Origin of the sequence: Burkholderia pseudomultivorans, assembly GCF_902499075.1 — a bacterium.
Taxonomy (GTDB): domain Bacteria; phylum Pseudomonadota; class Gammaproteobacteria; order Burkholderiales; family Burkholderiaceae; genus Burkholderia; species Burkholderia pseudomultivorans.
The window spans coordinates 13,488-38,367 of record NZ_CABVPP010000064.1 but is presented as its reverse complement, the minus strand read 5'-3'; the positions used below and the strand labels follow the sequence as shown (position 1 = coordinate 38,367).

Here is a 24,880-nt window from a genome sequence, read left to right as displayed (position 1 = left end):
CTCGTCGCCGCCCGCGGCCGGAGCGTCCTGCTCCGGCGCATCGTCGGCGCGCGCCGCCTGCACGGCAGGCGCGGACGATTCAATATCGTGGATATCAGTCAAAACAACCTCAAAATGTCAGGTCTCGCGCCCGGAGAGGGCGCGGCAAGAAGTCGGCCGCGATCAGGCGCGACGCTGTTCGGGTTCTGCTTCGTCGTCCGGCAGCGCGTCCGCGCCGATCGGCGCGCTGGCGCTTCGTACGGCATCGGCGAGACTGTCGGACGTGTCGTCCAGCATCTCGCCGCCCGCGAGACGGGTACTGGACGCGTCGGCCCGACCGGCCTCGCCGGACGTGTCGCCGGCCGCTTCCGTCCCGCCCCCGGCAGCCGCATCGGCGGCCGGCTTGCGATCTTCCTCGTTCGATTCCGCGTGCAGCGGCACCGGCTGCACACCGGCCGGCGCTGCTTCGGCGCCGCCCTGTTCGGTTTGCCCGCGATCCGCCCCGAGCGTATCGCGGTTTTGCAATTCCTGCGTCGACGCGACGTCCGTCTCGGCGTCGCCGTGCAATTCGGCCGGCTGCGCGGCAGCCGTTTCGCCGGCCACGACCGACGACGCATCGGCCGCCGCGTCGTCGCCGGATTCGGACGCATCGCCCGCAATCGGTGCATCGCCGTCGAAGTCCATCGCCTGCTGCGCGAGCAGCGCGGCCTCGATGTTCGCGGCAGGCTCCTCGAGCGCCGGCAGATCGTCGAGCGCCTTCAGTCCCAGATCGTCGAGGAACTGCTTGGTCGTCGCATACAGCGCAGGCCGTCCCGGCACGTCGCGATGCCCGATCACCTCGATCCAGTTGCGATCCTCGAGCTGCTTGACCACCTGCGTATTGACGGTGACCCCGCGAATCTCTTCGATGTCGCCGCGCGTGACCGGCTGCCGGTACGCGATGATCGCGAGCGTCTCGAGCACCGCGCGCGAATACTTCGGCGGCTTCTCCGGATGCAGCCGATCCAGAAAATGACGCATCGCCGGCTTGCTCTGAAAGCGCCATCCGCTCGCCAGCGCAACCAGTTCGACGCCGCGGCCGGACCAATCCTGTTTCAGATCTTCGAGCAACGTGCGGACCGTGTCAGCCGACACGCCGTCGGCAAAGAGCTTGCGCAAATCGCCGAGCTTAAGCGGCTCCTGCGCGCAGATCAAAGCAGTCTCGAGGACGATCTTCGCCTCTTGGGTATTCATGCAGCTAGGCCAGACCCTGTGGTCAAACGAACCGGATCAACAAACAGACGAAAGGAACGGAAGACGCGCTCGCCCGATTCTGATCGGTCATATTGATGGGAGCACGAACCGGGGGCGGCGCACCAACTTCAAGCCAGGCCCAAACCGGACGGAACAGCACGACTCAACGACGGAGCCGCGTGACTGAGCGCCATATTACGCAAAATTGCCCGGTGCGTAAAGATGAGTCGAACGGCCGGCCGCTCGCGCTCCGGCCCCGCTTCAGCTTGCTGCGCCACGATCCGCGAGGAACCGGCGCAGGCGTTCGACGCCCGCATCGAGCCGCGCCGGATCGCACGCGTAGCACCAGCGGACGAAGCCTTCCCCTTCGGGCCCGAATGCGCACCCGGGCGCAAGACCGAGCGCCGCGTCGCGCACCAGCGCCTTGCAGAACGCCAGGCTGTCGCCTGCGCCCGGCAGCCGCAGGAACAGGTACATCGCGCCGGGCGGTGGCGCGACCTCGACGCCCGGCAGCGTCCGCAGCGCGGCGACCAAATGGTCGCGCGCATCGCGCAGCGTCGCGACGAACGACTGCACGAACGGCTCGCCGTCGCGCAGCGCGACTTCGGCGGCAGCCTGCACGAAACCGGGCGCGCACGACGTGTTGTACTCGACCAGCTTCGACAGGTCGTCCATCACCGACGCCGGCGCGACCAGCCACCCGAGCCGCCAGCCCGTCATCGCCCACGCCTTCGAAAACGAGTTCACGACGACGACCCGTTCGTCGCGCGACGCGATATCCAGGAACGACGGCGCACCGGGCGCACCGAAGGCGAGCCGTTCGTACACCTCGTCGGCGACCAGCCAGGTGCCGTGACGACGGCAACGCGCGAGCACTGCCTGCTGATCGTCGCGCGACATCGTCCAGCCGGTCGGATTGTTCGGCGAATTGACCAGCAGCATCCGCGTGCCGGGCGTCAGCGCATCGAGCAGCCGGTCGAGGTCGAGTTGCCAGCCGTCGCTGCAGTAGGCGAGCGGCACGCATTCGACCTGCGCACCGAGGATCTTCGGAATCTCGACGAGATTCGGCCACAGCGGCGTGACCGCGACGACGCGGTCGCCGGGGCCGACCAGCAGCTGCGATGCGAGCATCAGCGCGCTCACGCCGGCACTCGTTACGGCCACTGCCTCGACCGCCGTCGCGCCGTGCCGGGCGCTCACGTATGCGGCGATCGCCGCGCGCAGCGATCCGGTGCCGAGGTTATGCGTGTAGAACGTCGCGCCGTCGCGCAATGCGGAAGCCGCCGCATCGCGGATGAAGTCCGGCGTCACGCGGTCCGACTCGCCGAACCAGAACGGCAGCACGTCGGGCACGCCGAAACCGGCGTTCGCCACTTCGCGGATCAGCGACGGACGCAGCGCCTGCACCGCACCGCGCGCCGCCGGCACGTCCGCTGCCGGACGGGAATCTGCGGAATCCAACATCGGGGCCACCGTCGGGGAACACGATCCGCGTAGTGTACCGGCGGCCGGCCGCAACGGCGCGCGTCAGTCGAGATCCTCGGCCCGCGCCGGCATCTGCCTCACCAGCTCCCAGATCGCCTGCGCAGCAGGCGACAGCGACCGGTCGCGGCGCCGCACCAGCTCGACGGTACGCTCGGTGCGCGGCGTGAGCGGCCGCGCGACGAGCGTCGAGCCGGCCGGCAGCGGCAGCGACAGCCACGGCTGCACGCTCACGCCGATGCCCGCCTCGACGAGCCCGAACACGGTCGCCGAATGCCCGAGCTCCTGCATGACCGTCGCACTGACGTGATGGGCGGCCAGCGCCGCGTCGATCAGCGGCCGGCTTCCGGACGCATGATCGAGCAGCACGAGGCGCTCGCCGTTCAGCGCGGTCCACGGCACTTCGGTGCGCGCCGCAAGCGGATGATCGGCGCGCGCGATCAGGCAGAACGAATCGGTCATCAGCGGCTCGCAGACGAGATCGGCGACGGTGAGCGGCCCGATCACGACGCCGAAATCGACTTCGCTCGACTTCACCCTGCGCAGCACGTCGCTCTGCACGTCGTCGCGCAGGCCGAGCGTGACGAACGGGAACTGCCGCTCGCACGACGCCACCACACGCGGCATCAGGCGGCATGCGATCGTCGGGCTGGCCGCGACGATCACGCGCCCGCGGCGCTGTTCACCGATCTCGCGGATCTCGCGCAGCGTATCGTCGAGATCGTCGATCAGCCGCGACACGCTTGCGATCAGGTTCGCGCCGACGTCGGTCAACTGCACGTCGCGGGTCGTGCGGTCGATCAGCTTCAGCCCCAGTTCGGCCTCCAGTTCACGCACGCAGCGGCTGACCGCGGACTGCGTGAGCCCGATCTCGTCGCCCGCGCGACTGAAACTCCTGAGCCGCGCAACCTCGATGAATACGCGAAGCTGGCGCAGCGTGACGTTCATCTCCTGACCTCATCAATCGTCGATATCGATGCGCGATTCTAATGCGCGCACCCCGTGCGATGCCTGAATCGGTGTGGAACGCGCATGTTTCGCTGCGGTGCAATATGCGCGCAAACGCACGTAGTACGGGCGAATTGCACAAGATTGGTGATTGTCCCGATTTGCTGCCGGGTCATTTTGGCGTCTTATACGCCCCTAGCTGACATGGCCGTCGGCTCGCTGCCAAGCGGCTCTCGAGGGATTCACCTCGGACATGGCACGCTTCGTGCATTACATGGCGCACAGGGCAAGGTTTCGTCGGACGGAATGCTGTAACCCCGCTACCGGCTTACCGGACGCCCCCACCCGGCACTCGACGCTCGAGTGCCTGAAGAGTGCGCGGCGCATGGCAGCGCATCGGAGTTAGCTTCGCTGAGGTGAGGACATGATGCTGTTCGACGATTTAAGAGATAACGAATGGGCGCTGGTCGAGGGTCTGTTTTGCTCGGAACCTGCACGCAGTGAGCGGCGCGGCCGCCCCCGCGTAGAGGCCCGTTCGGTGGTGAATGCCGTACTGTGGGTGCTGTCGACCGGTGAAGGCTGGTCGAAGCTGCCGGGCCGCTATCCGTCTCCGCCGACCTGCCGCCGCCGCTTCGACGAATGGCAGGCCGACGGCACGCTCGCGGAAATCGTCAAGCGACTCGGCACCAGCGGCCGGCAGATCTCGCTGCGCGGGCGCATCGGCGCGAGCGCGGCCAAGCCGCCCGCGCCGCCGAGCCGCGATCGGCTGCGCGGCGCCTTCTGGACCAATCCGGAATCCTGGCGCGCGCCGGTCAAGATGGCGTGATGCAGACTCGATCGGGCGGCTTCGGCCGCCCGATTCCATTCTGCGGCGCGATCTTTTCGCGGTGCCTGCGCGGCCATCGATTACGGCTGTCGTGCAGCGATACATCTATTTACCATTATTTACAGCATGCCTGCACTCCCGCGCTTACCTTAGCGACATATCAACAGGCCGCGCCGACGGCTTGAAGGGAGCCCGCCATGAAAACAATGTCACTGCTCGTCGCATGCGGCATTGTCATTTCGCTGGCGCTGACCGCTCCCGCGCGTGCGGACGATCGCACCAAACCACCCCATCGCCAGCAGGATCATCGCAGCGCCCTGATGCACCAGCAGCCGCCCGGCGGCCCGGCCGGCCGGCAGACCGTCCCGCGCGGCGACCTGCGCGGCGACATCGCAAGCAATGCGCGCGCGCGCGTCGGCTCGCAACCCGCCGACCTGCCGCGTCATCCGTAAACGCCCGGTTTCGTCAAAGAAAATGCCCGCAGTCGGGAACTGTCCGGCCGTGCGCCGGGTCACATCGTTGCCATGAGCACAGCGTGGCAACAGCAAAAGTATCCGGTACGCCCGTATCCTCGTGATACGGGCTTTTTTTTGGCGCCGCCGGCACGCCGACGGGAGGCGGGACAGGCTCGAAGCGTCGCTACAGCCTGCTTTCGAGAATCGACACGGCGCTCGCATCGCTGAGCACGTAGTCGTCCATACGGCGATCGGTCCAGGCGATCAGCTTCTCTTCGCGCTCCAGGCGCGCGAACTCGGCTCGACCGTTGTCGGTCAGCACCGCGATGTCGACCGGTGCATGGAAACCCGGCGCGGGCGCGACGGTCTTCTGCCTGACCGTGTCCATCAGCCCGAGCGACCGGAGATACTCGAACACGCCTGGGCGGCGCGCCCACGGTACCTGGCGGTACTGCACTCGTCTCAATGCGTCGAGCACCGCTTCATTGGAATACGTGGCCATCTCGATTCTTTCTTAAAGTGCAGCGACAATGCGAAGCGGCGTGCCGGGCGGGATCTCCGCCCGCCGATGCCGCCACCGATTCTGGGGCTCGACGTTCTCGGCGTCGCGTCAGGGCCGGATCGTCAGCCGTCCATAAAAAGACACCATACCCCAATCAAATTGATCCTGTTCGATTCATTTGTACTTCTCTTCATCGGTTTCATGCTCTTCCGCAAATGGCGGCGACTCATTGCGCTCGCCGCTGCTGCCCTGTTCGGACTGCTGGCAACCGGCTGGCTCGCGGCGCCGCTGATCGCCTGGGCCGAGGCCGGCGTCGTGCCCGTTGCGCGCCCGGACATGCACGGGAAGACCACGCTGATCGTCATCGGCGCCGGCACGCGCCGCACCGACACCGGGCTTCGGCCGCCACCGGACGGCGACGCGCGCATCCGCAAGACCGCCGCGCTCTACCATGCCTGCCGACAGCAGGCCCAGCGATGCACGGTCGTGATGTCGGGCGGCGATCCGCAGCATCACGGCGAAACCGAAGCGGCCGTCTACGGGCGCCGGCTCATTGCCGCGGGCGTCGATTCCGCCGACCTCATCCTCGAGCCGGACAGCCGCACCACCTACGAAAATGCCAAATTCACTGCGTCTATACTACGCTCACAGCATGACGACGCACGCATTCTCGTCACGTCGTCGTATCAGATGCGCCGCGCGCTGCTCGATTTCCACCGCTTCGGCATCGATCCGCAACCCGTCTATGCGAACCGTCGGGACGCGCAGACGGGCTGGCTGCCGCGCTGGCGGAACATCGTCAACGCCGAACAGGCGCTGCACGAGCTGGTCGGCATCGCGCAATTCCATGTTTATCGACTGCTCGGGTGGTTCTGACGGTGCGCCGGCGCACTGAAGCCGCGTGGCAATGCAGAATGGCACGCGCATGACGAAATGTGCGAAGTGTTGCGCGACTTCAACGCGGCCTTGCGTCGCGCCGCGATCGGATTCACACTGATCCGTCACTTTTGTTACACTCGACACGCACTCGATTGCAGTCGCCAGACAAAACGGCAACACTCGGGTTCATCACCACTTAGCGGAGGTAAAGGCAATGAAGAAGACGTCCCTGGCTATCCTGGTTGCGATGTCGGCGCTGACTGGCGCAGCGTATGCGCAAGAGAGCACGCAGATCCAGACCATCACCGATCCGGCCAAGATCGCCGAGATCGAGCAGCGCGCTCAGGCGCTGCAACAGCAGCAAGCGGCCGAAGCCGCTCAGCCGGCGATGCACGAAGAGCATCACCACCACGGCAAGAAGGCAGCCCATCACGCGAAGAAGGCCGGCAAGAAAGCCGCCAAGGCCGCTCCGGCAGACGCTGCCAGCCAGTAAGTTCGGCTGCACCGCACAAGCGAAAAGCCGAATCCGGGCAACCGGGTTCGGCTTTTTTGGTTGCGGCGCCGGCACGCTGTGCTAAAGTCGCGCACCGATTTTTTCCACCCGTACGCACCCCGGTGCGGAGGACAGCATGAGCAACATTCAACTCGACATCGAGTGGACCGACGCCGCCACTCGCAAAATCAAGCAACTGATGCCGCGCGGCTCGGACGACGCCTTTCTCGCGCTGCCGCCGATCGAGTGCCTGCCGATGGAGGGCGATGTGCTGTTCCTCGGCCCGCAGGGCAAGCAGCAGCCGTTCATCGTCGCGGAACGCCAGTACCATCACGACGGCGACGCCGACTGGACGATCATCCTGATCCTCGACGTGCCCAGCGCGTCGCACTGACGCCCCTCGGCGGCCGCCGTTCGCGGACCGGCCGCCCGCTCAGACGAGTTTCGACAGCACGCGAATTTCGGAACGCTCGATCCAGTCCGCGGCCGCTTCACGATAAGCGAGGATGTGCGCGGAACGCGCATGCGCGGCCAGCGCCGCCTCGCTCTCCCACCGCTCGACGAACACGAATCGCGCGGGCTCCTTCAGGTCCCGGTGCAGGTCGTATTGCAGTGCGCCGGCCTCGTTGCGGGTCGGCTCGACGATGCCTTCGAGCACGCCGCGCAGCTTTTCCTCGGCACCCGGTTTCGCGACGATCAGCGCGACGACAGCGATTTCCGACATTCCCCACTCCTCCAATTCAAAAAATCCGAGAATACGCGAATCCGGCCGACTACATCCGCGCGCCGCGAAAGCGCACGCACCAAAAAAATAGCCCGCGCTTCAGAGAAGCGCGGGCAAAACCGTCGCCCTACGAGGATAGGCGACGGGGCCATCGAGATCCGCACGCGGTGCGGATCGTCATCGGTTGCGCCGGCGCTCGCTGCGCCGGCATTCGAAGACGTCGATACCGTTGGTCGGGCGTCCGCGACGCGCGCCCGGTGTCTGACGTCATCCTCCCTGTCTGTGCAATTCCGACATATAAAGCAGACTCCGTGCCAGACATGGGTTTATGAACATTCCTTTGATTTATAAGGGGAATTTTTTCGGTCACGACGATGTAACACCCGATCTGCCGCCGTAACGCCCGGATGTTACGTAACGTCACACAAGGGGACGGAGCCCTTCGCCCATGCGCGCGCGCCGGCGCGCGGTAATAAAAAACCCGCCGGAAGGCGGGTTTCGTGCGGACCGACGGGGAAACGTCGCGATCAGCGCAGCTGATTCACGAGCAGCCCCATGATCTGGCGAGCCGGCGGCGACGTGTCGATCGCCCCCGAATCGTCGACGACCGCGACGCGCGTCTGGTCGGGCGTCAGCGCCTTCACGTTGACGCGATACTGCTTCGCCTGCTTTTCCTTCTTGCCGTGGAACAACTGGCTCCAGAAGCCCTGCTCGGCCGAGCTCAGGTCCTTCGGATCGACGTAGCGCACGAAATACAGGCCCTTCGTGCGATCGCGATCGTCGACCGTGAAGTTCGCGCGATCGAGTGCGAGGCCGACATGCAGCCACGACCGGTCGTACGGTTCGCCGAGCGTGACTTCGGACGGCACCGCAGCCGCATCGCCCGCGTCGTTCCCTTGCGCGGACGTGCGCGTGACGTTCTGCGCAGCGATCGCCGCGGCGGCCTTCGACGAGGCATCGGCGTCGTCCTTCTTGTCCTTCGCCGCCACCGTGTTGTCCTTGATGTTCGCGATTGGCGGCTCGCCGTTCTTCGCGCGCTGCTCGTTTTGCGCGAGCACGGCCATCAGGCGCTTCAGGTATTCGGTTTCCAGTGCCGGATCGTTCGGCTTCGGCTCCCATTTGCTCGAATCGTTGTTCGAGCCGGTGATCGCCTCGCGCATCCCCTTCTGGCTGATGAACACGTAGGTGCCGCCGTTCGGTGCCGCATCGAGACGCGTGCGGTACTTGTTGCGCTCGGCCGTCACGTACGAATTGCCCATCGCCTTCGAGATCACGCTGCGGATCAGGCCGTCGTTGATCTGCGGATGGGTTTCGTTCCAGTCGGTTTCCATCACGCCCTTGGCGCGCTGGTCGACGACGAGCAGGAAACCCTGCTCCTGCCAGAAGCGGCGCACCTGCGGCCAGATATCGGCGGGGCTCTTGCCGTCGATCACGAGCCAGCTTTCGGTGCCGTCGCGCTGGATATGCATGCCGGGCACCGCCGGGGCGACGGTGTCCGTCGCGGGCGCCGCCTGCTGGACCTGCTGAAGCGCGGACAGGGAAGTCGCGCCGCCCTGCGGCGGCAGCGAACGCTGATCGGCCGTCTCGTCGAGCATGTTGGGCGGCACTGCGAGCGACGCTTCCTTCGATTTCGAGTCGCTCTTGTAGTCCACTTTCGTGGGCGACGACGTACCGCAACCGGCGACGAGCGCGCCGGTGGCGAGCACTGCAGCGAACCGCATGGTAAGACGAAGATCAGTCATGTTCGGGGAATCCTCTTCCGCTAAATCACGGCGCTTTCCGTGGATCAACCTTGCATTTTACCGGGGCTGCGGCGGGCTGTGCAAAAAAGCGGCCGGCCCGGCAGCAACCCGCGTCAGCCTGAACCGGCGCGGGTTGCTGTCGGGCCGGCGCAAGAGGATTGAAATCTCCGGCTGACGGCGTCCGGTGCAATCCGTAGATCGCAATGGCCGGCGATCCATCGCAACGCGACAACCGGCGACATCCGCACCGCCCTCGTTCGGCGCACGCTGGGTAGCGCCGCTGCTGCCCGAGTTCTTCGACGCTTATCCGGAGATTTCCGTCGACCTGCATCTCACCGATGTACAGGCCGACCTGATTGGCGAGGGCTTCGATGCCGCGCTGCGCATCGCCATCCTGGAGGACTCGTCGCTCGTCGCGCGGCTGATCGCACCCGTGCGCCGCTTCGTCGCGGCATCGCCTGCCTATCTGTCGCGCCATGGCCGCCCGCGACATCCGCAGGAACTCGCCGCCCATGCATGCGTGACCTACGTGAATCGCAGCCAGCGCGATGTCTGGCGCTTTTCGCGCGAGGACGGTGCAACCTGCGCGCCCCCCCCGCCGGCGCGCTGCGCGGAACAAGCGTGGAAGCGCTGCTACCGACGGTGCTTGCGGGGCTCGCGATTACCGAACTGCCGGAATTCGCCGCGACGCCGTACTTTGCGGACGGCCGACTCGAACCGATCCTGACCGACTGGCGCTTGCCCGAAGGCGGTCTTTATTTCGTCACGCCGTCTGCGCGCGCACGACCTGCCAAGGTCGGCGCGCTGGCCGACTTCTTCATCGCCAGGCTGACGAGTGCGGAAGCGGAATGGCGTGCGGCAACGCACTGAGTTCCGCTGCCTGCAGCGCGGGGTCCACGGATAACCTTCTGGCGGTGAGACTTTCGGCGCAGGGCCACACGAACGAGCCGCTGCTCGATGAGCCGGTGCGGCATTCACTGAATTCGCGCGCGAAAACAGAAAAGGCCTTACGGCGCAAACCGTAAGGCCTTTTCTGCAATACAAATTTTTGGTCGGGGCGAGAGGATTTGAACCTCCGACCACCTGCACCCCATGCAGGTACGCTACCAGGCTGCGCTACGCCCCGAAAGAAAAAAAGTATAACAGACAGTTCGCCGGATTAGAACGGGTCACATGCATTTTATGAATGTCCATGTGAAATTTTTTGCGAGCCCGCGCCGATCTCGCGCTGCCGCTGCCGTCGCACGCAGGCATCCCGGCAAGCATGCATCCGCATCGCTCCCTAATCGAAAAGGACGATGGCCGAAACGTCACCGACCGCTACCGTGCGCTTACCCGGCGCGACATCGACGCGTCCGGACAACCGTCCGACCGCGCGCCGATCGATCCGGCCGTTCCAGGTTTTGCCTCGCCGTGCAGGTCGCGGCAGCGGCGCCGGTCGCCACCTCCGGACGACGCTTGCCATCGTCCCCGACAAAGGCCATCGAATGAATCAGAAAAACGAAATTTCCCGTCGACAATTTCTGCGACTGAGCGCCGGCACGCTCGGCGCGGCGCTGGGCAGCACTTCGCTGCTGTCCGCGTGCGGCGGCGACTCGATCTCGGTCGCCCCGGTCACGACACCCCGACTCGGTTCGGCGTCGAACTTCCGCGATACGGCCGGCCCGAACGGAACCGGCTACGTGACGACGAGCGGCGCGCTCATGAAGAAAGGCATGATCTATCGCTCGTCGGCGCTCGCCCTGTCGGCCGCCGACGTGGCCGTCGTCGACACGCTCGGTATCACGCAGGTCTGCGACCTGCGCACGACCGCGGAAATCCAGGCGCAGCCCGATGTGCCGCTGGCCGGCGCCGCCTGGCAGAACCTGAACGTACTGGGCGTTGCCCAGCTCGGCCCGCTTCCGACCAACGGCGCGAGCGCGGCGGCATTCATGCAGACGATGTACCGCACCTTCGTCACCGCGGACACCGCGCATGCGAGCTATCGCACGCTGCTCACCGGCTTCGCGAACGGCAGCGGCAGCTTGGTGTTCCACTGCACGGCCGGCAAGGACCGCACCGGCTGGGCAGCCGCCATCCTGCACACGATCCTCGGCATGTCCATGCAGACGATTTTCTCGGACTACCTGCTCACCAACACCTATAGCGCGGCCGAGATCGCCGCCTCCGTCGCCCAAGCCCGCAAGGCCGGCGGCCAGGATGCCGCGGACATGATGGCGGCGCTGCAAGGCGCGCAGGCCGACTACCTGCAGGCCGCACTCGACCAAGTCGCCGCGACGTACGGATCGATGACCGCGTATATCGCCGACGGCCTCCAGCTCGACCAGGCGACGCTGAACGCGATCCGGCAGCGCATGCTGATCTGATCAGCGCGATCCAGGCGAACGCGGGCCGTCACGCCGGATCGCAAAAGGCCCGCATCGACGCCCGGCTGCGGCCCGACAACGCTCGGGGAATACCCGGGCGGGATTCCCAACGGATCGCAGCCCGCGCCGGCTTCCGCCCCGCGGCCGCAATCCAACCCGCGCCGCCCAAAACCAAACGACCGTTTGATCCTGCCGCCCCGCCGCCGCGAATCCATTGTCGCGCCGCGCGCCGGCCGCCGCCGCCCCCGTTCCCGCTGTTTGGTAACGCGGCTCTAGCCGGCTATGTCAGACTGCACGGCATCGACGCCCGCGCCGTGCATCGCGCGCGCCGCCGCCGATCATGACAAGACACGGAGACAGACGATGCGGAATGCGGTCCGGCGCGGCCATCGCTCGCCTTTGGCACCCCCAATAGATTGGACTTCCGGCCCGCGACGCGCAGCCGCGTCGCTTTCGCGCGGCGCGTCGCGTGCACTGGGCTGTGGCGTACTCGCGCTCGCGCTGCTCGGCGCCGGCTGCGCGGAATCGACCGCGCAACGCGACCCCAATGCATCGGCCGCGTCGACGAAGATCGAGCGCGCAAAAGCCGAGCGGCTCGCACGCGAACAGCAGATCGCGCGCACCGTGCCGTCGCTCGGATCGATCCGGCTCACGCAGCCGCGCCCGTTCACGCTGCGCGACTCGGGGCAAAACGGCGCGATGACGTTCCTGCGCGACGTCGACTTCCGCGTCGTCAACAATCTCGGCTTCTTCATTCATCAGCTGTCGGCAACGCTCGTGCCGACCCAGCCCGGCGCGCCGATCGTGTTCGACGATCCGACGAGCTTTCAGATCGACGTGCACCAGGGCTCGGTCACGCTCGACAACGCGAAGCTGACCGCGCTGTTCAATACCTACATCTTCGGCTACCGCAACGCGCCGCTGCGCAAGCTCGCCGTATCGGCGGGCGACGGCGTGATCCATCTGCAGGGCGAAATGCAGCGCGACGGCTGGGTACCGTTCTCGCTGACCGGCACGCTCGCGATCCGCGACGGCAGCCAACTGGTATTCCATCCGACCGGCGTGCGCGTGTCCGGGCTCGACGCCCAGCCCGTGATGCGCGCGGCCAACGTGAAAATGGCCGATCTGCTGAAGGTCGAGACGCCGATCGCGCATCTCGCCGGCGACGATCTCGTGATGTCGGTCGACAGGCTGATGCCGCCGCCGCGCCTGAAAATCACGATCACCGCGCTGCGCGTGACGCCGGGCGGCCTCGACCTGACGCTCGACGACGGCACGCACGCGGGCTTCGCGATGCCCGCGAACGCGCCGCAGCAGGCGATGGTCATCCGCGGCGGCGACGTGAAGTTCATGCGCTCGATGCCGATGAACGCCGACATCGTGATCGGCCCGCTCGACGCGTCGAAGCCTGGCCAGAACTTCGTGTTCGACCTGTACCACTATCGCGACCAGGTGTCGGCCGGCTATTTCAATTTCGACGAAAGCGGCGCGATGGCGATCCGCATGCCGTCGTATGCGGGCCCCGCGAGCGGTGCGCCGGTCGGCAACGCGGCCGCGCGCCTGAACGACAGCTTCCTCGCCGCGCAGCAGAACACGCTGCGCGACCTGCGCCAGCACTGGGAAGCGTACGCGCTGGCCGCCGACGCGGCGCGGCCCGGCATGCAGAAGGTCGCGATGCGGCGCACGCCGAGCACGCCGTTCAACGAGCGGCACGTGTCGAACCGCCACCCGACGATTCATCTGCACAACGTCGATTTCAACGTGTCCGGCGACATCGGCTTCCACGTCGAGGATCTCGACGTGCAGCTCGTCGCGAGGCGCGCCGGCGAACCGGTCGATCTCGACGACCCGAACCAGTACGACATCCACATCCTCGGCGGCACGGTCGTCGAATCGTGGAAGGCGATGTCGGCGCTCTTCAACAACTACCTGCTCGACTACTCGCCGCGCTCGCTGAACAACCTGCAGTTGAGCGCGGACGGCCAGAACCTGCGCGTGCGCGGCGGCATCAAGCTGTGGAACCACGTGCCGGGCGTCTGGCTGCCGACCGACATGAAGGGCACGCTCGCGGTGCTCGACGATCGCCACCTCGCGTTCACGCCGTCGCAGGTGTCGGTGCTCGGCGTCCCGCAGGCGAAGCTGCTGCGCTCGCTCGGCATCGAGCTCGCGTCGCTGACGCCGCTGCAGCGCCGCGGTGCGGAGCTGCGCGGCGACACGCTGGTGCTCGACCAGTACACGGTGTTCCCGCCGCCGATACTGAGCGGCAAGCTCGGCCAGGCGACGGTCGAGCGCGACGGCCTGCGCCTCACGTTCCGCCGCGCCGCGGACGCGCCCGCGCCGAAACGGCCGCAGATCGACGCACCGAGCTATATGTGGATGGAAGGCGGCGACATGAAGATGTTCAACGTACTGGAGCTGAACGTGCGCGCGCTGATCCAGAATTCGGCCGAGCCGGGCCCGATGCGCTTCGACCTGTACGGCTACCGCAGCCAGGTCGCGCAGGGCTCGGTGCGGATGCTGCCCGACGGCACGCTGGTCGTCGATACCGGACGGAAAGATCCGCTCGCCGCACGCTGACGGACGCGCAGCACAAGCCGCGCGCATAAAAAAACCGGCTGGCGCGTTATCGCCAACCGGTTTTTTTGTCGTCCGCACGTCGCGCTCAGTCGCGCTTCAGCCCGTCGATCACATCGAGCAGCGCCTGCCGCAGCGCGACGACGTCGACGGTCGCGCCGGCCTTGCCGCCCTGCGCCCGTGCTTCGGCCGCGGCCGGCGCGTCGTTCTCGAGCGGCGCTGCCGCCGCGCCGCGCTCGCCGCCCGGCGAATCGAGCCGGTTGCGCGCGCCGTTGATCGTGAACCCCTGCTCGTACAGCAATTCGCGAATCCGCCGGATCAGCAGCACCTCGTGATGCTGGTAGTAGCGGCGATTACCGCGCCGCTTCACCGGCCGCAACTGCGTGAATTCCTGTTCCCAGTACCGCAGCACGTGCGGCTTGACCCCGCACAGCTCGCTGACTTCGCCGATCGTGAAGTAGCGCTTCGCGGGAATCGGAGGCAAGACGACTTTTTCAACCGTGGTGGTCATCGTCGGTTAACCATCGGTAAAGGGGAGCGCGGCGGCCGCGCGGAAGCCGGCTTTACTCCGCGCCGTTTTCGACCAGCGCCTTCAGCTTCTGGCTGGCGTGGAAGGTTACCACCCGGCGCGCGGCGATCGGAATCGCCTCGCCCGTCTTCGGGTTGCGCCCCGGACGCTGCGGCTTGTCGCGCAGCTGGAAGTTGCCGAACCCCGACAACTTCACGCTTTCGCCATTCTCGAGCGCGTCGCGGATCACTTCGAAAAACGCCTCGACCATGTCCTTCGCTTCACGCTTGTTCAGCCCGACGCTGTCGAACAGCAGCTCCGCCAGTTCCGCCTTCGTCAGCGTAGGCGTCTCGCCGGACGCCGGCGCCGAAGCGTCGCGGTTCATGGCGCTGCGCTGCGCCGTCAGGAGGGCTTCGAATTCACTCGAGGTCATGTCGTTCATATCTGCCATACAGCGCGTTAAATCAAAACTTACGATCGGAAAAGGCCGCCCGCGAACGGGCGGACCCTCTCCTTAGCCGCGCAGACGCGCGCCAGCACGAGCCATCCGCTCGACCAGCGTCTGAATCGCCTGATCGACGACCTCGTCCTGTAGCGTGCCCGCCGCATCCTGCAGCGTCACGCGGAAGGCAAGGCTCTTCTCGTGCGCGGCAAGACCACCGGAAGTATTTGATTTTGCACGAAATTCGTCGAATAGTACAACCTTCTGAACGAATCGGCAGGCGTCCTCGGCCAGCGCCTTCTTGATTTCGTCGAAAAGCGCCTGAACCTCGACCGCCTGATCGACCACGACGGCGATGTCGCGGCGAACCGGCGGGAATTTCGACACGTCGGTCGGGGCCGGCAGCGTGCGCGCGATCAGCGCGTCCGCGTCGATCTCGAACATCACCGGCGCGTGCGGCAGCTCGTACTTCTGCATCAGGCGCGGGTGCAGTTCGCCGATCCAGCCGACCGCGCGGCCGTCGAGCTCGATGCGCGCGCTGCGGCCCGGATGGAGGGCCGGATGCTCGGCTTTCACGAAGCGCGCGACCGCCGGCGCAAGCAGCGCCTCGATGTCGCCCTTGACGTCGAAGAAGTCGACCGCGCGAGTCGCCACACCCCACTGCTCGTCGAGCGCCGGACCGTACGCGAGCGCGCCGACGCGCTTCGGCTGCGCATAGCCTTCGACCGTCAGCTCGCCGGCCTTCGCCGACGGATCGGCGATGAACACGCGGCCGGTCTCGAACACGCGCACGCGATCGGCGCGGCGGTTCAGGTTGTGGCGCAGCACCGAGATCAGGCTGCCGAACAGCGTCGTGCGCATCACCGAAAGCTGGCTCGCGATCGGATTCAGCAGACGAATCGGATTGTCGTTGCCGGCGAAATCGTGCTCCCACTCCGCGTCGACGAAGCTGAAGTTGACCGTTTCCGCGTAGTCGCGCGCGGCGAGCGCGTGGCGGATGTCGTGGATCGAGCGCTGCGTCTCGTTGGTCGCCCGCATCTCGCTCGTCGCGACCGGCGGACGCGCGGGAATCTTCTCGAAGCCGTAGATGCGCGCGACTTCCTCGATCAGGTCTTCCTCGATCTCGATGTCGAAGCGGTACGACGGCGGCGTGACCAGGAAGGCGTCGTCGTCGCGCTCGAACGGCAGGCCGAGACGCGTGAAAATGCTCGCGATCTCGTCGGCGTCGATCTTCACGCCGATGATGCGGTTCGCGCGCGACACGCGCATTTTCACCGGCGCGCGCTGCGGCAGGTTCACCGACTGATCGTCGACCGGGCCGGCCTTGCCGCCGCAGATCTCGAGGATCAGCTGCGTGATGCGTTCGACGTGCTCGACGGTCGTCGCGTAGTCGACGCCGCGCTCGAAACGATGCGCGGCATCGGTCGAGAAGTTGTACTTGCGCGCGCGGCCGCGGATGCTGTCCGGCCACCAGAATGCGGCTTCCAGATAGATGTTGGTCGTGTCGAGCGTGACGGCCGTGCTGTCGCCGCCCATGATGCCCGCGAGGCTTTCGACCTGATGGTCGTCGGCGATCACGCCGACCGTTTCGTCGAGCTCGACCGTGTTGCCGTTCAGCAGCTTCAGCGATTCGCCGCGCTTGCCCCAGCGCACCTCGATGCCGCCGTGGATCTTGTCGAGATCGAACACGTGAGACGGGCGGCCGAGTTCGAACATCACGTAGTTCGAGATGTCGACGAGCGCCGATACGCTGCGCTGGCCCGAGCGCTCGAGACGCTCGACCATCCACTGCGGCGTCTTCGCGCGCGCGTTCACGCCGCGGATCACGCGGCCCGAGAAGCGGCCGCACAGATCGGGCGCGGCGATGCGCACCGGCAGCGTCTCGTCGAGCTCGACGCGCACCGGACGAATGTCGACCGGCGTCAGCGGCGCGCCGGTGATCGCGGCGGTCTCGCGCGCGATGCCGAATACCGACAGGCAGTCGGCCTTGTTCGGCGTCAGCTTGATTTCGAAGATCGTGTCGTCGAGGTTCAGCGTGTCGCGGATGTCCTGGCCGACCGGCGTGTCTTCCGGCAGGATCAGCAGCCCGCTGTGGTCCTCGGACAGCTTCAGCTCGCGCGCCGAGCACAGCATCCCCTGGCTCTCGACGCCGCGCAGCTTCGACAGCTTGATCGCGAACGGCTTGCCGCCCTCTTCGGCCGGCGGCAGTTCCGCGCCGACCAGTGCAACCGGCACCTTGATGCCGGGCGCCACGTTCGGCGCGCCGCACACGATGTTCAGCGTCGCGCCCGTGCCGGCGTCGACCTGGCAGACATTGAGCTTGTCCGCATCCGGATGCTTGACGACTTCGAGCACGCGGCCGACGACGATCTTCGACGTCGGCGGCGCAGCCTTGCTCAGCGATTCGACTTCGAGCCCCGCCATCGTCAGCGCGTGCGACAGTTCGTCGGTCGTCAGCTGCGGGTCGACAAAGGTTCTCAACCAGGATTCAGGGAATTGCATGGATGTCTACGTTCGAAACAGGTTAGATCGACGCGCGGCAGCCCCGTGGATCGTCCGCCGGGGGGCGCGCGGGCACATGTCGGCGCGGCGCGCGTTACGCGAACTGGCGCAGGAAGCGCAGGTCGTTCTCGAAGAACAGCCGCAGGTCCTGCACGCCGTAGCGCAGCATCGTCAGGCGCTCGAGGCCGCTGCCGAACGCGAAGCCGATGTAGCGCTCGGGATCGAGGCCCATGTTGCGGATCACGGTCGGGTGCACCTGACCCGAACCGGAGATCTCGAGCCACTTGCCGGCGTTCTTGCCGTGCTCGAACATCATGTCGATCTCGGCCGACGGTTCCGTAAACGGGAAGTACGACGGACGGAAGCGCACGAGGATGTCGTCGCGCTCGAAGAATTTCTTGAGGAAGTCGGTGTAGACGCCCTTCAGGTCGGCGAAGCTGATGTTCTCGTCGATCCACAACCCCTCGACCTGATTGAACATCGGCGAGTGGGTCGCATCGCTGTCGACGCGATACGTGCGGCCCGGCGCGATCACCTTGATCGGCGGACGGTTCATGCGCGCATAACGCACCTGCATCGGACTCGTGTGCGTGCGCAGCAGCAGCTGGCGGCCGTCGGCATCCTTGCCTTCGACGTAGAAGGTGTCCTGCATCGAACGCGCCGGATGGTTCTCCGGGCTGTTCAGCGACGTGAAGTTGTACCAGTCGGTCTCGATTTCGGGACCGTCGGCCACGTCGAAGCCGATCGAGCGGAAAATCTGTTCGACGCGCTCCCACGTGCGCATCACGGGGTGCAGGCTGCCCGCGCCGGCACCGCGGCCCGGCAGCGTGACGTCGATCGCCTCGGCGGCGAGGCGCTGGTTCAGCAGCGCGTCGGCGAGCGCCTGGCGGCGTGCAGTCAGCGCGGCTTCAACCTGCTGCTTCGCGACGTTGATGCGTGCGCCTTCGGTCTTGCGTGCTTCGGGATCGAGCTTGCCGAGGCCCTTGAGCAACTCGGTCAGCGCACCCGACTTGCCGAGAAATCGGGCTTTCTCGTTTTCGAGCGTGGTGATGTCGGCAGCCTGTTCGAAGGACTGCTGCGCGTCGGCGACAATCTGGTCCAGATCCATAGATCCCATCATTTCCAACGTCATTCGGTCTTGGCGAGCGAATCTGCCCACCAAACAAAAAAGGGGCTCGGAAGAGCCCCGTTTTCGCTGCAGCGGCCGAGACTACCGGAACATCGCTGCAACTAACCACGCAGTGCTAATTTCTCAATTAGGCTGCAACGGCGGCTTTCACCTGCTTGACGATCGCAGCAAAAGCAGCCTTGTCGAACACCGCCATGTCGGCCAGCACCTTACGGTCGAGTTCGATCGACGCCTTCTTCAGGCCGTTGATGAACACGCTGTAGGTCATGTCGTGCTGGCGAACTGCCGCGTTGATACGCGTGATCCACAGTGCGCGGAACACACGCTTCTTGTTGCGGCGATCGCGGTACGCGTACTGACCAGCGCGCATCACCGCCTGCTTGGCGATGCGGTAGACGTTATTGCGGCGGCCGCGATAACCCTTGGCCAGGTTGATGATCTTCTTGTGACGGGCCCGTGCGGTTACCCCACGTTTGACTCGAGGCATGTTTCTCTCCTTGGAGTATCAGTTGAGGGGTTACGCGAACGGGAGCATCGCGCGGACGGAGTTCAGATCGGAATCATGAACTGCCGTTGCGCCGCGCAGGTGACGCTTGTTCTTCGTGGTTTTCTTGGTCAGGATGTGGCGCTTGAAGGCTTGACCGCGCTTGACGGTACCGCCCGGACGCACCACGAAGCGCTTTGCAGCACTCTTCTTGGTCTTCATCTTCGGCATGACGACAACTCCAGTTTATTAGATGGCGATGGGTGTGCGGTTGGCTTGCGCCCTGACCCGCCCTTCGAAACCCAGTCCACTTGTGTACGGCGCACCGCTTGCGCGGCCACCGTCGTTTCTGGCGCGCCGCCCTGACCGGGCCACGCGCCGAACCACTTCGAAACCCGCGCGCATGTCGCGCGCCGGCTCGTTACTTCTTTTTCTTCGGCGAGAGCACCATGATCATCTGGCGCCCTTCCATCTTCGGCATCTGCTCGACCTGGCCGACTTCCTCGAGATCGCCGCGCAGACGCTCGAGCATCCGCATGCCGATTTCCTGGTGAGCCATTTCGCGGCCGCGGAAACGCAACGTGATCTTCGTCTTGTCGCCTTCCTCAAGGAAACGCACGAGGTTGCGCAGCTTGACGTTGTAATCACCGTCATCGGTACCCGGGCGGAACTTGACTTCCTTGACCTGGATGACCTTCTGCTTCAGCTTCGCTTCGTGCTGCTTCTTGGCTTCCTGGTACTTGAACTTGCCGTAATCCATCAGACGGCAAACCGGCGGAGACGCCTGCGGCGCGATTTCCACCAGGTCAACATCCAGTTCTTCCGATTTACGGAAAGCATCAGCGAGTTTTACGATACCGAGCGGTTCGTTCTCGATTCCGACCAGACGCACTTCCGGCGCAGTGATTTCACCGTTGATGCGATGCGACGACTTATCAGTAGCGATGTTACGTTTCCTCTAAAAATTAAAAAAACGAGCCGCGCTGCCAGGGTGGTTACTTGAACGAGCGCAGGTCTTCCTGCAGACGCTCAACGAAGGCTTCGACCGGCATAACGCCAAGATCGACGCCGCCACGGGCACGCACGGCTACCGTTTGCGCATCACGCTCCTTATCGCCCACGACGAGGAGATAAGGCACCTTTTCCAGCGTGTGCTCGCGTATTTTATAGCTAATCTTCTCGTTGCGCAAATCGGCCGTCACTCTAACCCCTTGTTTTTGCAACGTTTGAGCCAGAGACTGCGCATAGTCGGCCTGATTTTCGGCAATATTCATCACGACGACCTGGATCGGCGCGAGCCACGCGGGCATTGCACCAGCATGGTGCTCGATCAGAATGCCGAGGAATCGCTCCATCGAACCGACGATCGCACGGTGCAGCATCACCGGCCGGCGGCGGCTGTTGTCTTCCGCGACGTACTCGGCGCCGAGCCGCTCCGGCAGCACCATGTCGAGCTGCAGCGTGCCGCACTGCCACGAACGGCCGAGCGCATCCTTGATGTGGTACTCGATCTTCGGGCCGTAGAACGCACCCTCGCCCGGCAGCTCCTCCCACGACAGACCGCACGCCGTCAGCGCGTCGCGCAGGCCCTGCTCCGCGCGGTCCCAGGTCTCGTCCGTGCCGGCGCGCTGCTCGGGGCGCAGCGACAGCTTGATGTCGATATGCTCGAAGCCGAAATCCTTGTACACGCTCATCGCGAGCGTATTGAACGCGATCGACTCGGCGATGAACTGCTCTTCCGTGCAGAAGATGTGCGCGTCGTCCTGCACGAAGCCGCGCACGCGCATCAGGCCGTGCAGCGCGCCCGACGCCTCGTTGCGGTGGCACGAGCCGAATTCCGCGTAACGCAGCGGCAGATCGCGATACGAGCGCAGGCCGTGCTTGAACACCTGCACGTGCCCCGGACAGTTCATCGGCTTGATCGCGTAGTCGCGCTTTTCCGACTCCGTCGTGAACATGTTCTCGCGGTAGTTCTGCCAGTGGCCCGACGCCTCCCACAGCGAGCGGTCCATGATCATCGGCGTCTTGATCTCGAGATAGCCGGCGTCGTTCACGCGGCGGCGCATGTACTGCTCGACCTGCTGCCACAGCGCCCAGCCCTTCGGATGCCAGAACACCATGCCCGGCGACTCTTCCTGCATGTGGAACAGGTCGAGCTGCTTGCCGAGCTTGCGGTGGTCGCGCTTTTCCGCTTCCTCGAGCATGTGCAGGTACTGATCCTGGTCTTCCTTCTTCGTCCAGGCCGTGCCGTAGATGCGCTGCAGCTGCTCGTTCTTCGAGTCGCCGCGCCAGTACGCGCCCGCCACCTTCATCAGCTTGAAGACCTTCAGCTTGCCCGTCGACGGCACGTGCGGGCCGCGGCACAGATCGGTGAAGCCGCCGTGCGAGTACAGCTTGATTTCGTCGCTTTGCGGAATCGACTCGATGATCTCGGCCTTGTACTTCTCGCCGATGCTGCGGAAGTAGCCCGCGGCTTCGTCGCGCGACACAACGCGGCGCGTCACCGGCTCGTCCTTCTTCGCGAGCTCCTGCATGCGCTTTTCGATCTTTTCCAGATCTTCCGGCGTAAACGGACGGTTGTACGAGAAGTCGTAGTAGAAGCCGTTGTCGATCACCGGGCCGATCGTCACCTGCGCGTCCGGATACAGCTCCTTCACCGCATACGCGAGCAAGTGCGCGGTCGAGTGACGGATGATGTCGAGCCCGTCGGCATCCTTGTCGGTGACGATCGCGAGCGATGCATCATGGTCGATCACGGTCGACGTATCCACGAGCTCGCCGTCGAGCTTGCCGCCGAGCGCAGCCTTCGCGAGACCGGGACCGATCGAGGCCGCCACTTCGGCGACTGTCACCGGATGCTCGTATTGTCGAACTGAGCCGTCAGGCAAGCGTATCGAAACCATAGCAATCTCCGTGATGCCGACCGTGGGCGGCAGACCAAAAGCACGCGACGGCCGTCGCGCGCGAAAATTTCGCGACAAAAAAAATGCGGCCCCGCTTTCGAGGGGCCGCATTCGATGCTTCACTCAGACTGAAAGGGCGAAAGGGTTCCTCGACTAGCGTCGCTCCGAAAAGGTTTCGGTCAACGTTCGCGGTGTCATAACCGTATTCGCCTTGTCTGCGTTGAGTTATTTACTGCAGTGAACACCCGGACAACCAGGCATTCTCGATTCGTTGGTAGGCTCGATTGGATTCGAACCAACGACCCCCACCATGTCAAGGTGGTGCTCTAACCAACTGAGCTACGAGCCTAGAGAAGCTAAGATTATATGGGGTTGCCGACCCGCTGGCAAGCACTTTTATGCGGTCGCAGCAAAACCGTGACGATCCGACCCTCTCGCCGGGCGATCAGGTCTTGCGCCCCGCCCGCACGACGCCCTGCACTTCGCCGAGCAGCGTGCACGCGCGCTGCACCTGCGAAGAATTCGACACCTCGACCGTGAACTGCATGAACGCCGCGTTGCGGCGGCTCTGCGTCTTCACGCCGACCACGTTCATCTTTTCCCGCGCGAACACTTCCGAGATGTCGCGCAGCAGCCCCTGACGGTCGCTCGCCTCGATCATCAGGTCGACCGGATAGACGGACGCGCCGCGCCCGCCGAGCACGTCGGCCGACCAGGTGGTCTGCAGCACGCGCTCCGGCGCGCGCTCGGCCATCCGGATAAAGGTCGGGCAGTCGCTGCGATGGATCGACATCCCCTTGCCGCGCGTGACGAAACCGCTGATCGGATCGGGCGGCGCCGGCCGGCAGCAGCGCGCGAGCTGCGTCAGCAGCGCATCGACACCGACCACCAGCACGCCGGTCGATGCGCCGTGCGCGACGCTCGCGCCGCTGCTGCGCTTCTCGAAATCGGCCGGCGCCTCGGGGGCCGGCTCGGGCGGCGGCGCGTCGGACAGCGCCTGCTCGACGTTGCGCAGGCTGAACTCCTCCTTGCCGACGACCGAAAACAGCTCGTCGGGCGACTTGAAGCCGAGCTTCGCCGCGAGATTGTCGAGACTGACCGAGGTCTTGCCTTCGCGCTGCAGCGTCTTTTCGACGAGGGCGCGGCCATGCGCGATGTTCTCTTCCTGCTCGATCGCGTTGAACCACGCGCGCACCTTCTGCCGCGCACGCGGGCTCTTCAGGTAGCCGAGCTGCGGGTTCAGCCAGTCGCGTGACGGCCCGCCCTCCTTCACCGCGACGATCTCGACCGTCTGGCCGTTCGCCAGCGACGTGTTGAGCGGCACCATCGCGCCGTCGACGCGCGCGCCGCGGCAGCGATGGCCGAGCTCGCTGTGCAGGTGGTACGCGAAATCGACCGGCGTCGCGCCCTGCGGCAGCGCGATCACGCGCGCCTGCGGCGTCAGCACGTAGATGTGGTCGTCGTCGAGCGAGGTCTCGCGCAGCTGCGCCCACGCCTTGTCGCCTGACTGTTCGGCGCCGTCCTCGACGTCGTCCTTCCACGCGAGCAGCTGGCGCAGCCACGCGATCTTCTCGTCGTACTTGTCGCTCGCCGAGAACTGGCCGCCGTAGCCGCGCGTGCCCGCTTCCTTGTAGCGCCAGTGCGCGGCAACGCCATATTCGGCGAAGCGATGCATGTCCTGCGTGCGGATCTGCACCTCGAACGCACGACCGTCGTCGCCGATCACGACCGTATGCAGCGACTTGTAGCCGTTCGGCTTGGGCCGCGAGATGTAGTCGTCGAATTCCTTCGGCACCGGCTGCCACAGGTGATGCACGATGCCGAGCACCGCGTAGCAATCCTTGATGTCCGGCACGATCACGCGGAACGCGCGCACGTCGTACAGCTCGGAGAAATCGAGCTCCTTGCCGCGCATCTTGCGCCAGATGCTGTAGATATGCTTCGGCCGGCCGCTGACGTCGGCCGGGATATGCGCCTGCGCGAGCTCCTGCTGCAGCCGCTCGATCGCCTGCGCGACATACGCTTCGCGCTCGACGCGCTTCTCGTCGAGCAGCTTCGCGATCCGCTTGTAGGTGACCGGATCCTCGAAGCGGAACGCGAGATCCTCGAGCTCCCACTTCAGTTGCCAGATGCCGAGGCGGTTCGCGAGCGGCGCGTAGATCTCGAGCGTCTCGCGCGCGACATCGGGCGGCGGATCGAGCTTCGCGGCCGCGTAATAGCGCAGCGACTGCAGCCGCGACGCGAGCCGGATCAGCACCACGCGGATGTCCTGCGCGAACGCGAGCAGCATCTTGCGCAGCGCCTCGATCTGCGTGCGCCGCTCTGCCGCGGCGTCGCGCCCCGCATCCGGCGCCGCGTGCTGCGCGGCGCGCAGGCTGACGGTGCCGAGCCGCAACAGCTTGCGCACGTCGGAGACGAGCCGCGCGACTTCGTCGCCGAAGCGCTCGGCAAGCTCTCGTTCCGGGTCGCTCAGGTGCGGCGTCAGCGCGAACAGCGCGGCCGCCTGTATCGCGGACGGATCGACGTTCAGCGTGCGCATGATCGCCGCCGTGCCGGCCGCATGATCGGCCAGCCGTTCGCCCGACGACAGGCGCACGTCGCCGGCCCGCTCGCGCACGAACGCGAGCACGTCGTCGAACGACGGCGCCGCGACGGAAGAAGCGGAAACGGACTCGGTCATCGCGCGGCCTGCAGGAATACGGTCATCGC

Annotated in this window: 22 protein-coding genes, 2 tRNA genes and 2 pseudogenes; 9 read left to right on the top strand and 17 right to left on the bottom strand. The window is 65.6% G+C overall.

The genetic code is table 11. From position 1 onward, the window contains the following. Positions 1-162: 162 nt before the first annotated feature. The 3 genes from scpB to BST28156_RS29340 form a co-directional block, all read right to left on the bottom strand. Positions 163-1,212 carry an SMC-Scp complex subunit ScpB gene (gene scpB, locus BST28156_RS29350; protein ID WP_174904066.1) on the bottom strand — a complete coding sequence of 350 codons (1,050 nt, stop codon included), beginning with the start codon at positions 1,210-1,212 and terminating at the stop codon, positions 163-165. Positions 1,213-1,473: 261 nt separating this feature from the next. After that, on the bottom strand, positions 1,474-2,676 hold the full coding sequence (locus BST28156_RS29345) for a pyridoxal phosphate-dependent aminotransferase (RefSeq protein WP_174904065.1): 1,203 nt from the start codon (positions 2,674-2,676) through the stop codon (positions 1,474-1,476). Between the two features lie 63 nt (positions 2,677-2,739). Continuing rightward, on the bottom strand, positions 2,740-3,642 hold the full coding sequence (locus BST28156_RS29340; RefSeq protein WP_060243619.1) for a LysR family transcriptional regulator: 903 nt from the start codon (positions 3,640-3,642) through the stop codon (positions 2,740-2,742). 427 nt (positions 3,643-4,069) lie between these two features. On the opposite strand from BST28156_RS29340, the pseudogene BST28156_RS29335 reads away from it, so the two are divergent. Together BST28156_RS29335 and BST28156_RS29330 are read left to right on the top strand one after the other, a co-directional pair. Then, positions 4,070-4,465 (top strand): annotated as a pseudogene (locus tag BST28156_RS29335) (transposase); the annotation flags it as partial. Positions 4,466-4,665: 200 nt separating this feature from the next. Continuing rightward, complete coding sequence (locus BST28156_RS29330) at positions 4,666-4,920, top strand: hypothetical protein (RefSeq protein ID WP_060243617.1); 255 nt, start codon at positions 4,666-4,668, stop codon at positions 4,918-4,920. 187 nt (positions 4,921-5,107) lie between these two features. Here BST28156_RS29330 and BST28156_RS29325 read toward each other — a convergent pair whose 3' ends face one another. Further along, complete coding sequence (locus tag BST28156_RS29325) at positions 5,108-5,425, bottom strand: hypothetical protein (RefSeq protein ID WP_060243614.1); 318 nt, start codon at positions 5,423-5,425, stop codon at positions 5,108-5,110. Between the two features lie 159 nt (positions 5,426-5,584). Here BST28156_RS29325 and BST28156_RS29320 point away from each other — a divergent pair, with 159 nt between their 5' ends. From BST28156_RS29320 to BST28156_RS29310, 3 genes are all read left to right on the top strand, one after another. After that, positions 5,585-6,301 carry a YdcF family protein gene (locus BST28156_RS29320; RefSeq protein WP_174904067.1) on the top strand — a complete coding sequence of 239 codons (717 nt, stop codon included), beginning with the start codon at positions 5,585-5,587 and terminating at the stop codon, positions 6,299-6,301. Between the two features lie 217 nt (positions 6,302-6,518). Next, positions 6,519-6,797 (top strand): hypothetical protein, encoded by a 279-nt coding sequence (locus BST28156_RS29315; RefSeq protein ID WP_060243610.1) that lies wholly within the window; start codon positions 6,519-6,521, stop codon positions 6,795-6,797. Between the two features lie 136 nt (positions 6,798-6,933). Beyond that, a complete protein-coding gene (locus BST28156_RS29310) occupies positions 6,934-7,191 on the top strand; it encodes a hypothetical protein (protein ID WP_009691224.1) in 258 nt (85 codons plus the stop codon). A gap of 39 nt (positions 7,192-7,230) precedes the next feature. On the opposite strand, the gene BST28156_RS29305 is transcribed toward BST28156_RS29310, so the two are convergent. Beyond that, positions 7,231-7,521, bottom strand: a complete 291-nt coding sequence (locus BST28156_RS29305) for a putative quinol monooxygenase (RefSeq protein ID WP_060243608.1) — start codon at positions 7,519-7,521, stop codon at positions 7,231-7,233. Positions 7,522-8,048: 527 nt separating this feature from the next. Further along, on the bottom strand, positions 8,049-9,263 hold the full coding sequence (gene bamC / locus BST28156_RS29300) for an NlpB/DapX family lipoprotein (protein WP_174904064.1): 1,215 nt from the start codon (positions 9,261-9,263) through the stop codon (positions 8,049-8,051). On the opposite strand from bamC, the gene BST28156_RS29295 reads away from it, so the two are divergent. Then, on the top strand, positions 9,262-9,438 hold the full coding sequence (locus BST28156_RS29295) for a hypothetical protein (RefSeq protein ID WP_155640703.1): 177 nt from the start codon (positions 9,262-9,264) through the stop codon (positions 9,436-9,438). The genes bamC and BST28156_RS29295 overlap by 2 nt on opposite strands. 66 nt (positions 9,439-9,504) lie before the next feature. Continuing rightward, positions 9,505-10,133, top strand: a pseudogene (locus BST28156_RS29290) (substrate binding domain-containing protein); the annotation flags it as partial. Between the two features lie 179 nt (positions 10,134-10,312). Here BST28156_RS29290 and BST28156_RS29285 read toward each other — a convergent pair. Next, positions 10,313-10,389, bottom strand: a tRNA-Pro gene (locus BST28156_RS29285). 361 nt (positions 10,390-10,750) lie between these two features. On the opposite strand from BST28156_RS29285, the gene BST28156_RS29280 reads away from it, so the two are divergent. Beyond that, the gene (locus BST28156_RS29280; RefSeq protein WP_174904063.1) at positions 10,751-11,629 is read left to right on the top strand and encodes a tyrosine-protein phosphatase; all 879 of its coding nucleotides are present in this window, start codon (positions 10,751-10,753) and stop codon (positions 11,627-11,629) included. Positions 11,630-11,992: 363 nt separating this feature from the next. After that, positions 11,993-14,206, top strand: a complete 2,214-nt coding sequence (locus tag BST28156_RS29275; protein ID WP_174904062.1) for a hypothetical protein — start codon at positions 11,993-11,995, stop codon at positions 14,204-14,206. A gap of 85 nt (positions 14,207-14,291) precedes the next feature. Here BST28156_RS29275 and BST28156_RS29270 read toward each other — a convergent pair whose 3' ends face one another. The 10 genes from BST28156_RS29270 to BST28156_RS29225 form a co-directional block, all read right to left on the bottom strand. Continuing rightward, positions 14,292-14,714: a MerR family transcriptional regulator gene (locus BST28156_RS29270; protein ID WP_174904061.1), complete on the bottom strand. Its 423-nt coding sequence runs from the start codon at positions 14,712-14,714 to the stop codon at positions 14,292-14,294. A gap of 52 nt (positions 14,715-14,766) precedes the next feature. Then, a complete protein-coding gene (locus BST28156_RS29265) occupies positions 14,767-15,153 on the bottom strand; it encodes an integration host factor subunit alpha (RefSeq protein ID WP_040127238.1) in 387 nt (128 codons plus the stop codon). 72 nt (positions 15,154-15,225) lie between these two features. After that, positions 15,226-17,655 carry a phenylalanine--tRNA ligase subunit beta gene (gene pheT, locus BST28156_RS29260; RefSeq protein WP_174904060.1) on the bottom strand — a complete coding sequence of 810 codons (2,430 nt, stop codon included), beginning with the start codon at positions 17,653-17,655 and terminating at the stop codon, positions 15,226-15,228. A gap of 94 nt (positions 17,656-17,749) precedes the next feature. Then, a complete protein-coding gene (gene pheS, locus BST28156_RS29255) occupies positions 17,750-18,763 on the bottom strand; it encodes a phenylalanine--tRNA ligase subunit alpha (RefSeq protein ID WP_006753318.1) in 1,014 nt (337 codons plus the stop codon). Between the two features lie 148 nt (positions 18,764-18,911). Next, on the bottom strand, positions 18,912-19,271 hold the full coding sequence (rplT, locus tag BST28156_RS29250) for a 50S ribosomal protein L20 (RefSeq protein ID WP_004192938.1): 360 nt from the start codon (positions 19,269-19,271) through the stop codon (positions 18,912-18,914). A 30-nt stretch (positions 19,272-19,301) separates the two neighbouring features. Next, a complete protein-coding gene (rpmI, locus tag BST28156_RS29245; protein ID WP_004191477.1) occupies positions 19,302-19,499 on the bottom strand; it encodes a 50S ribosomal protein L35 in 198 nt (65 codons plus the stop codon). A 190-nt stretch (positions 19,500-19,689) separates the two neighbouring features. Beyond that, positions 19,690-20,214 (bottom strand): translation initiation factor IF-3, encoded by a 525-nt coding sequence (infC, locus tag BST28156_RS29240; RefSeq protein WP_080292885.1) that lies wholly within the window; start codon positions 20,212-20,214, stop codon positions 19,690-19,692. Positions 20,215-20,263: 49 nt separating this feature from the next. Continuing rightward, on the bottom strand, positions 20,264-22,171 hold the full coding sequence (gene thrS, locus BST28156_RS29235; RefSeq protein WP_174904059.1) for a threonine--tRNA ligase: 1,908 nt from the start codon (positions 22,169-22,171) through the stop codon (positions 20,264-20,266). Between the two features lie 272 nt (positions 22,172-22,443). Further along, positions 22,444-22,520 (bottom strand) — tRNA-Val (locus tag BST28156_RS29230). Between the two features lie 96 nt (positions 22,521-22,616). Next, on the bottom strand, positions 22,617-24,851 hold the full coding sequence (locus BST28156_RS29225; RefSeq protein ID WP_174904058.1) for a RelA/SpoT family protein: 2,235 nt from the start codon (positions 24,849-24,851) through the stop codon (positions 22,617-22,619). Positions 24,852-24,880 lie beyond the last annotated feature (29 nt).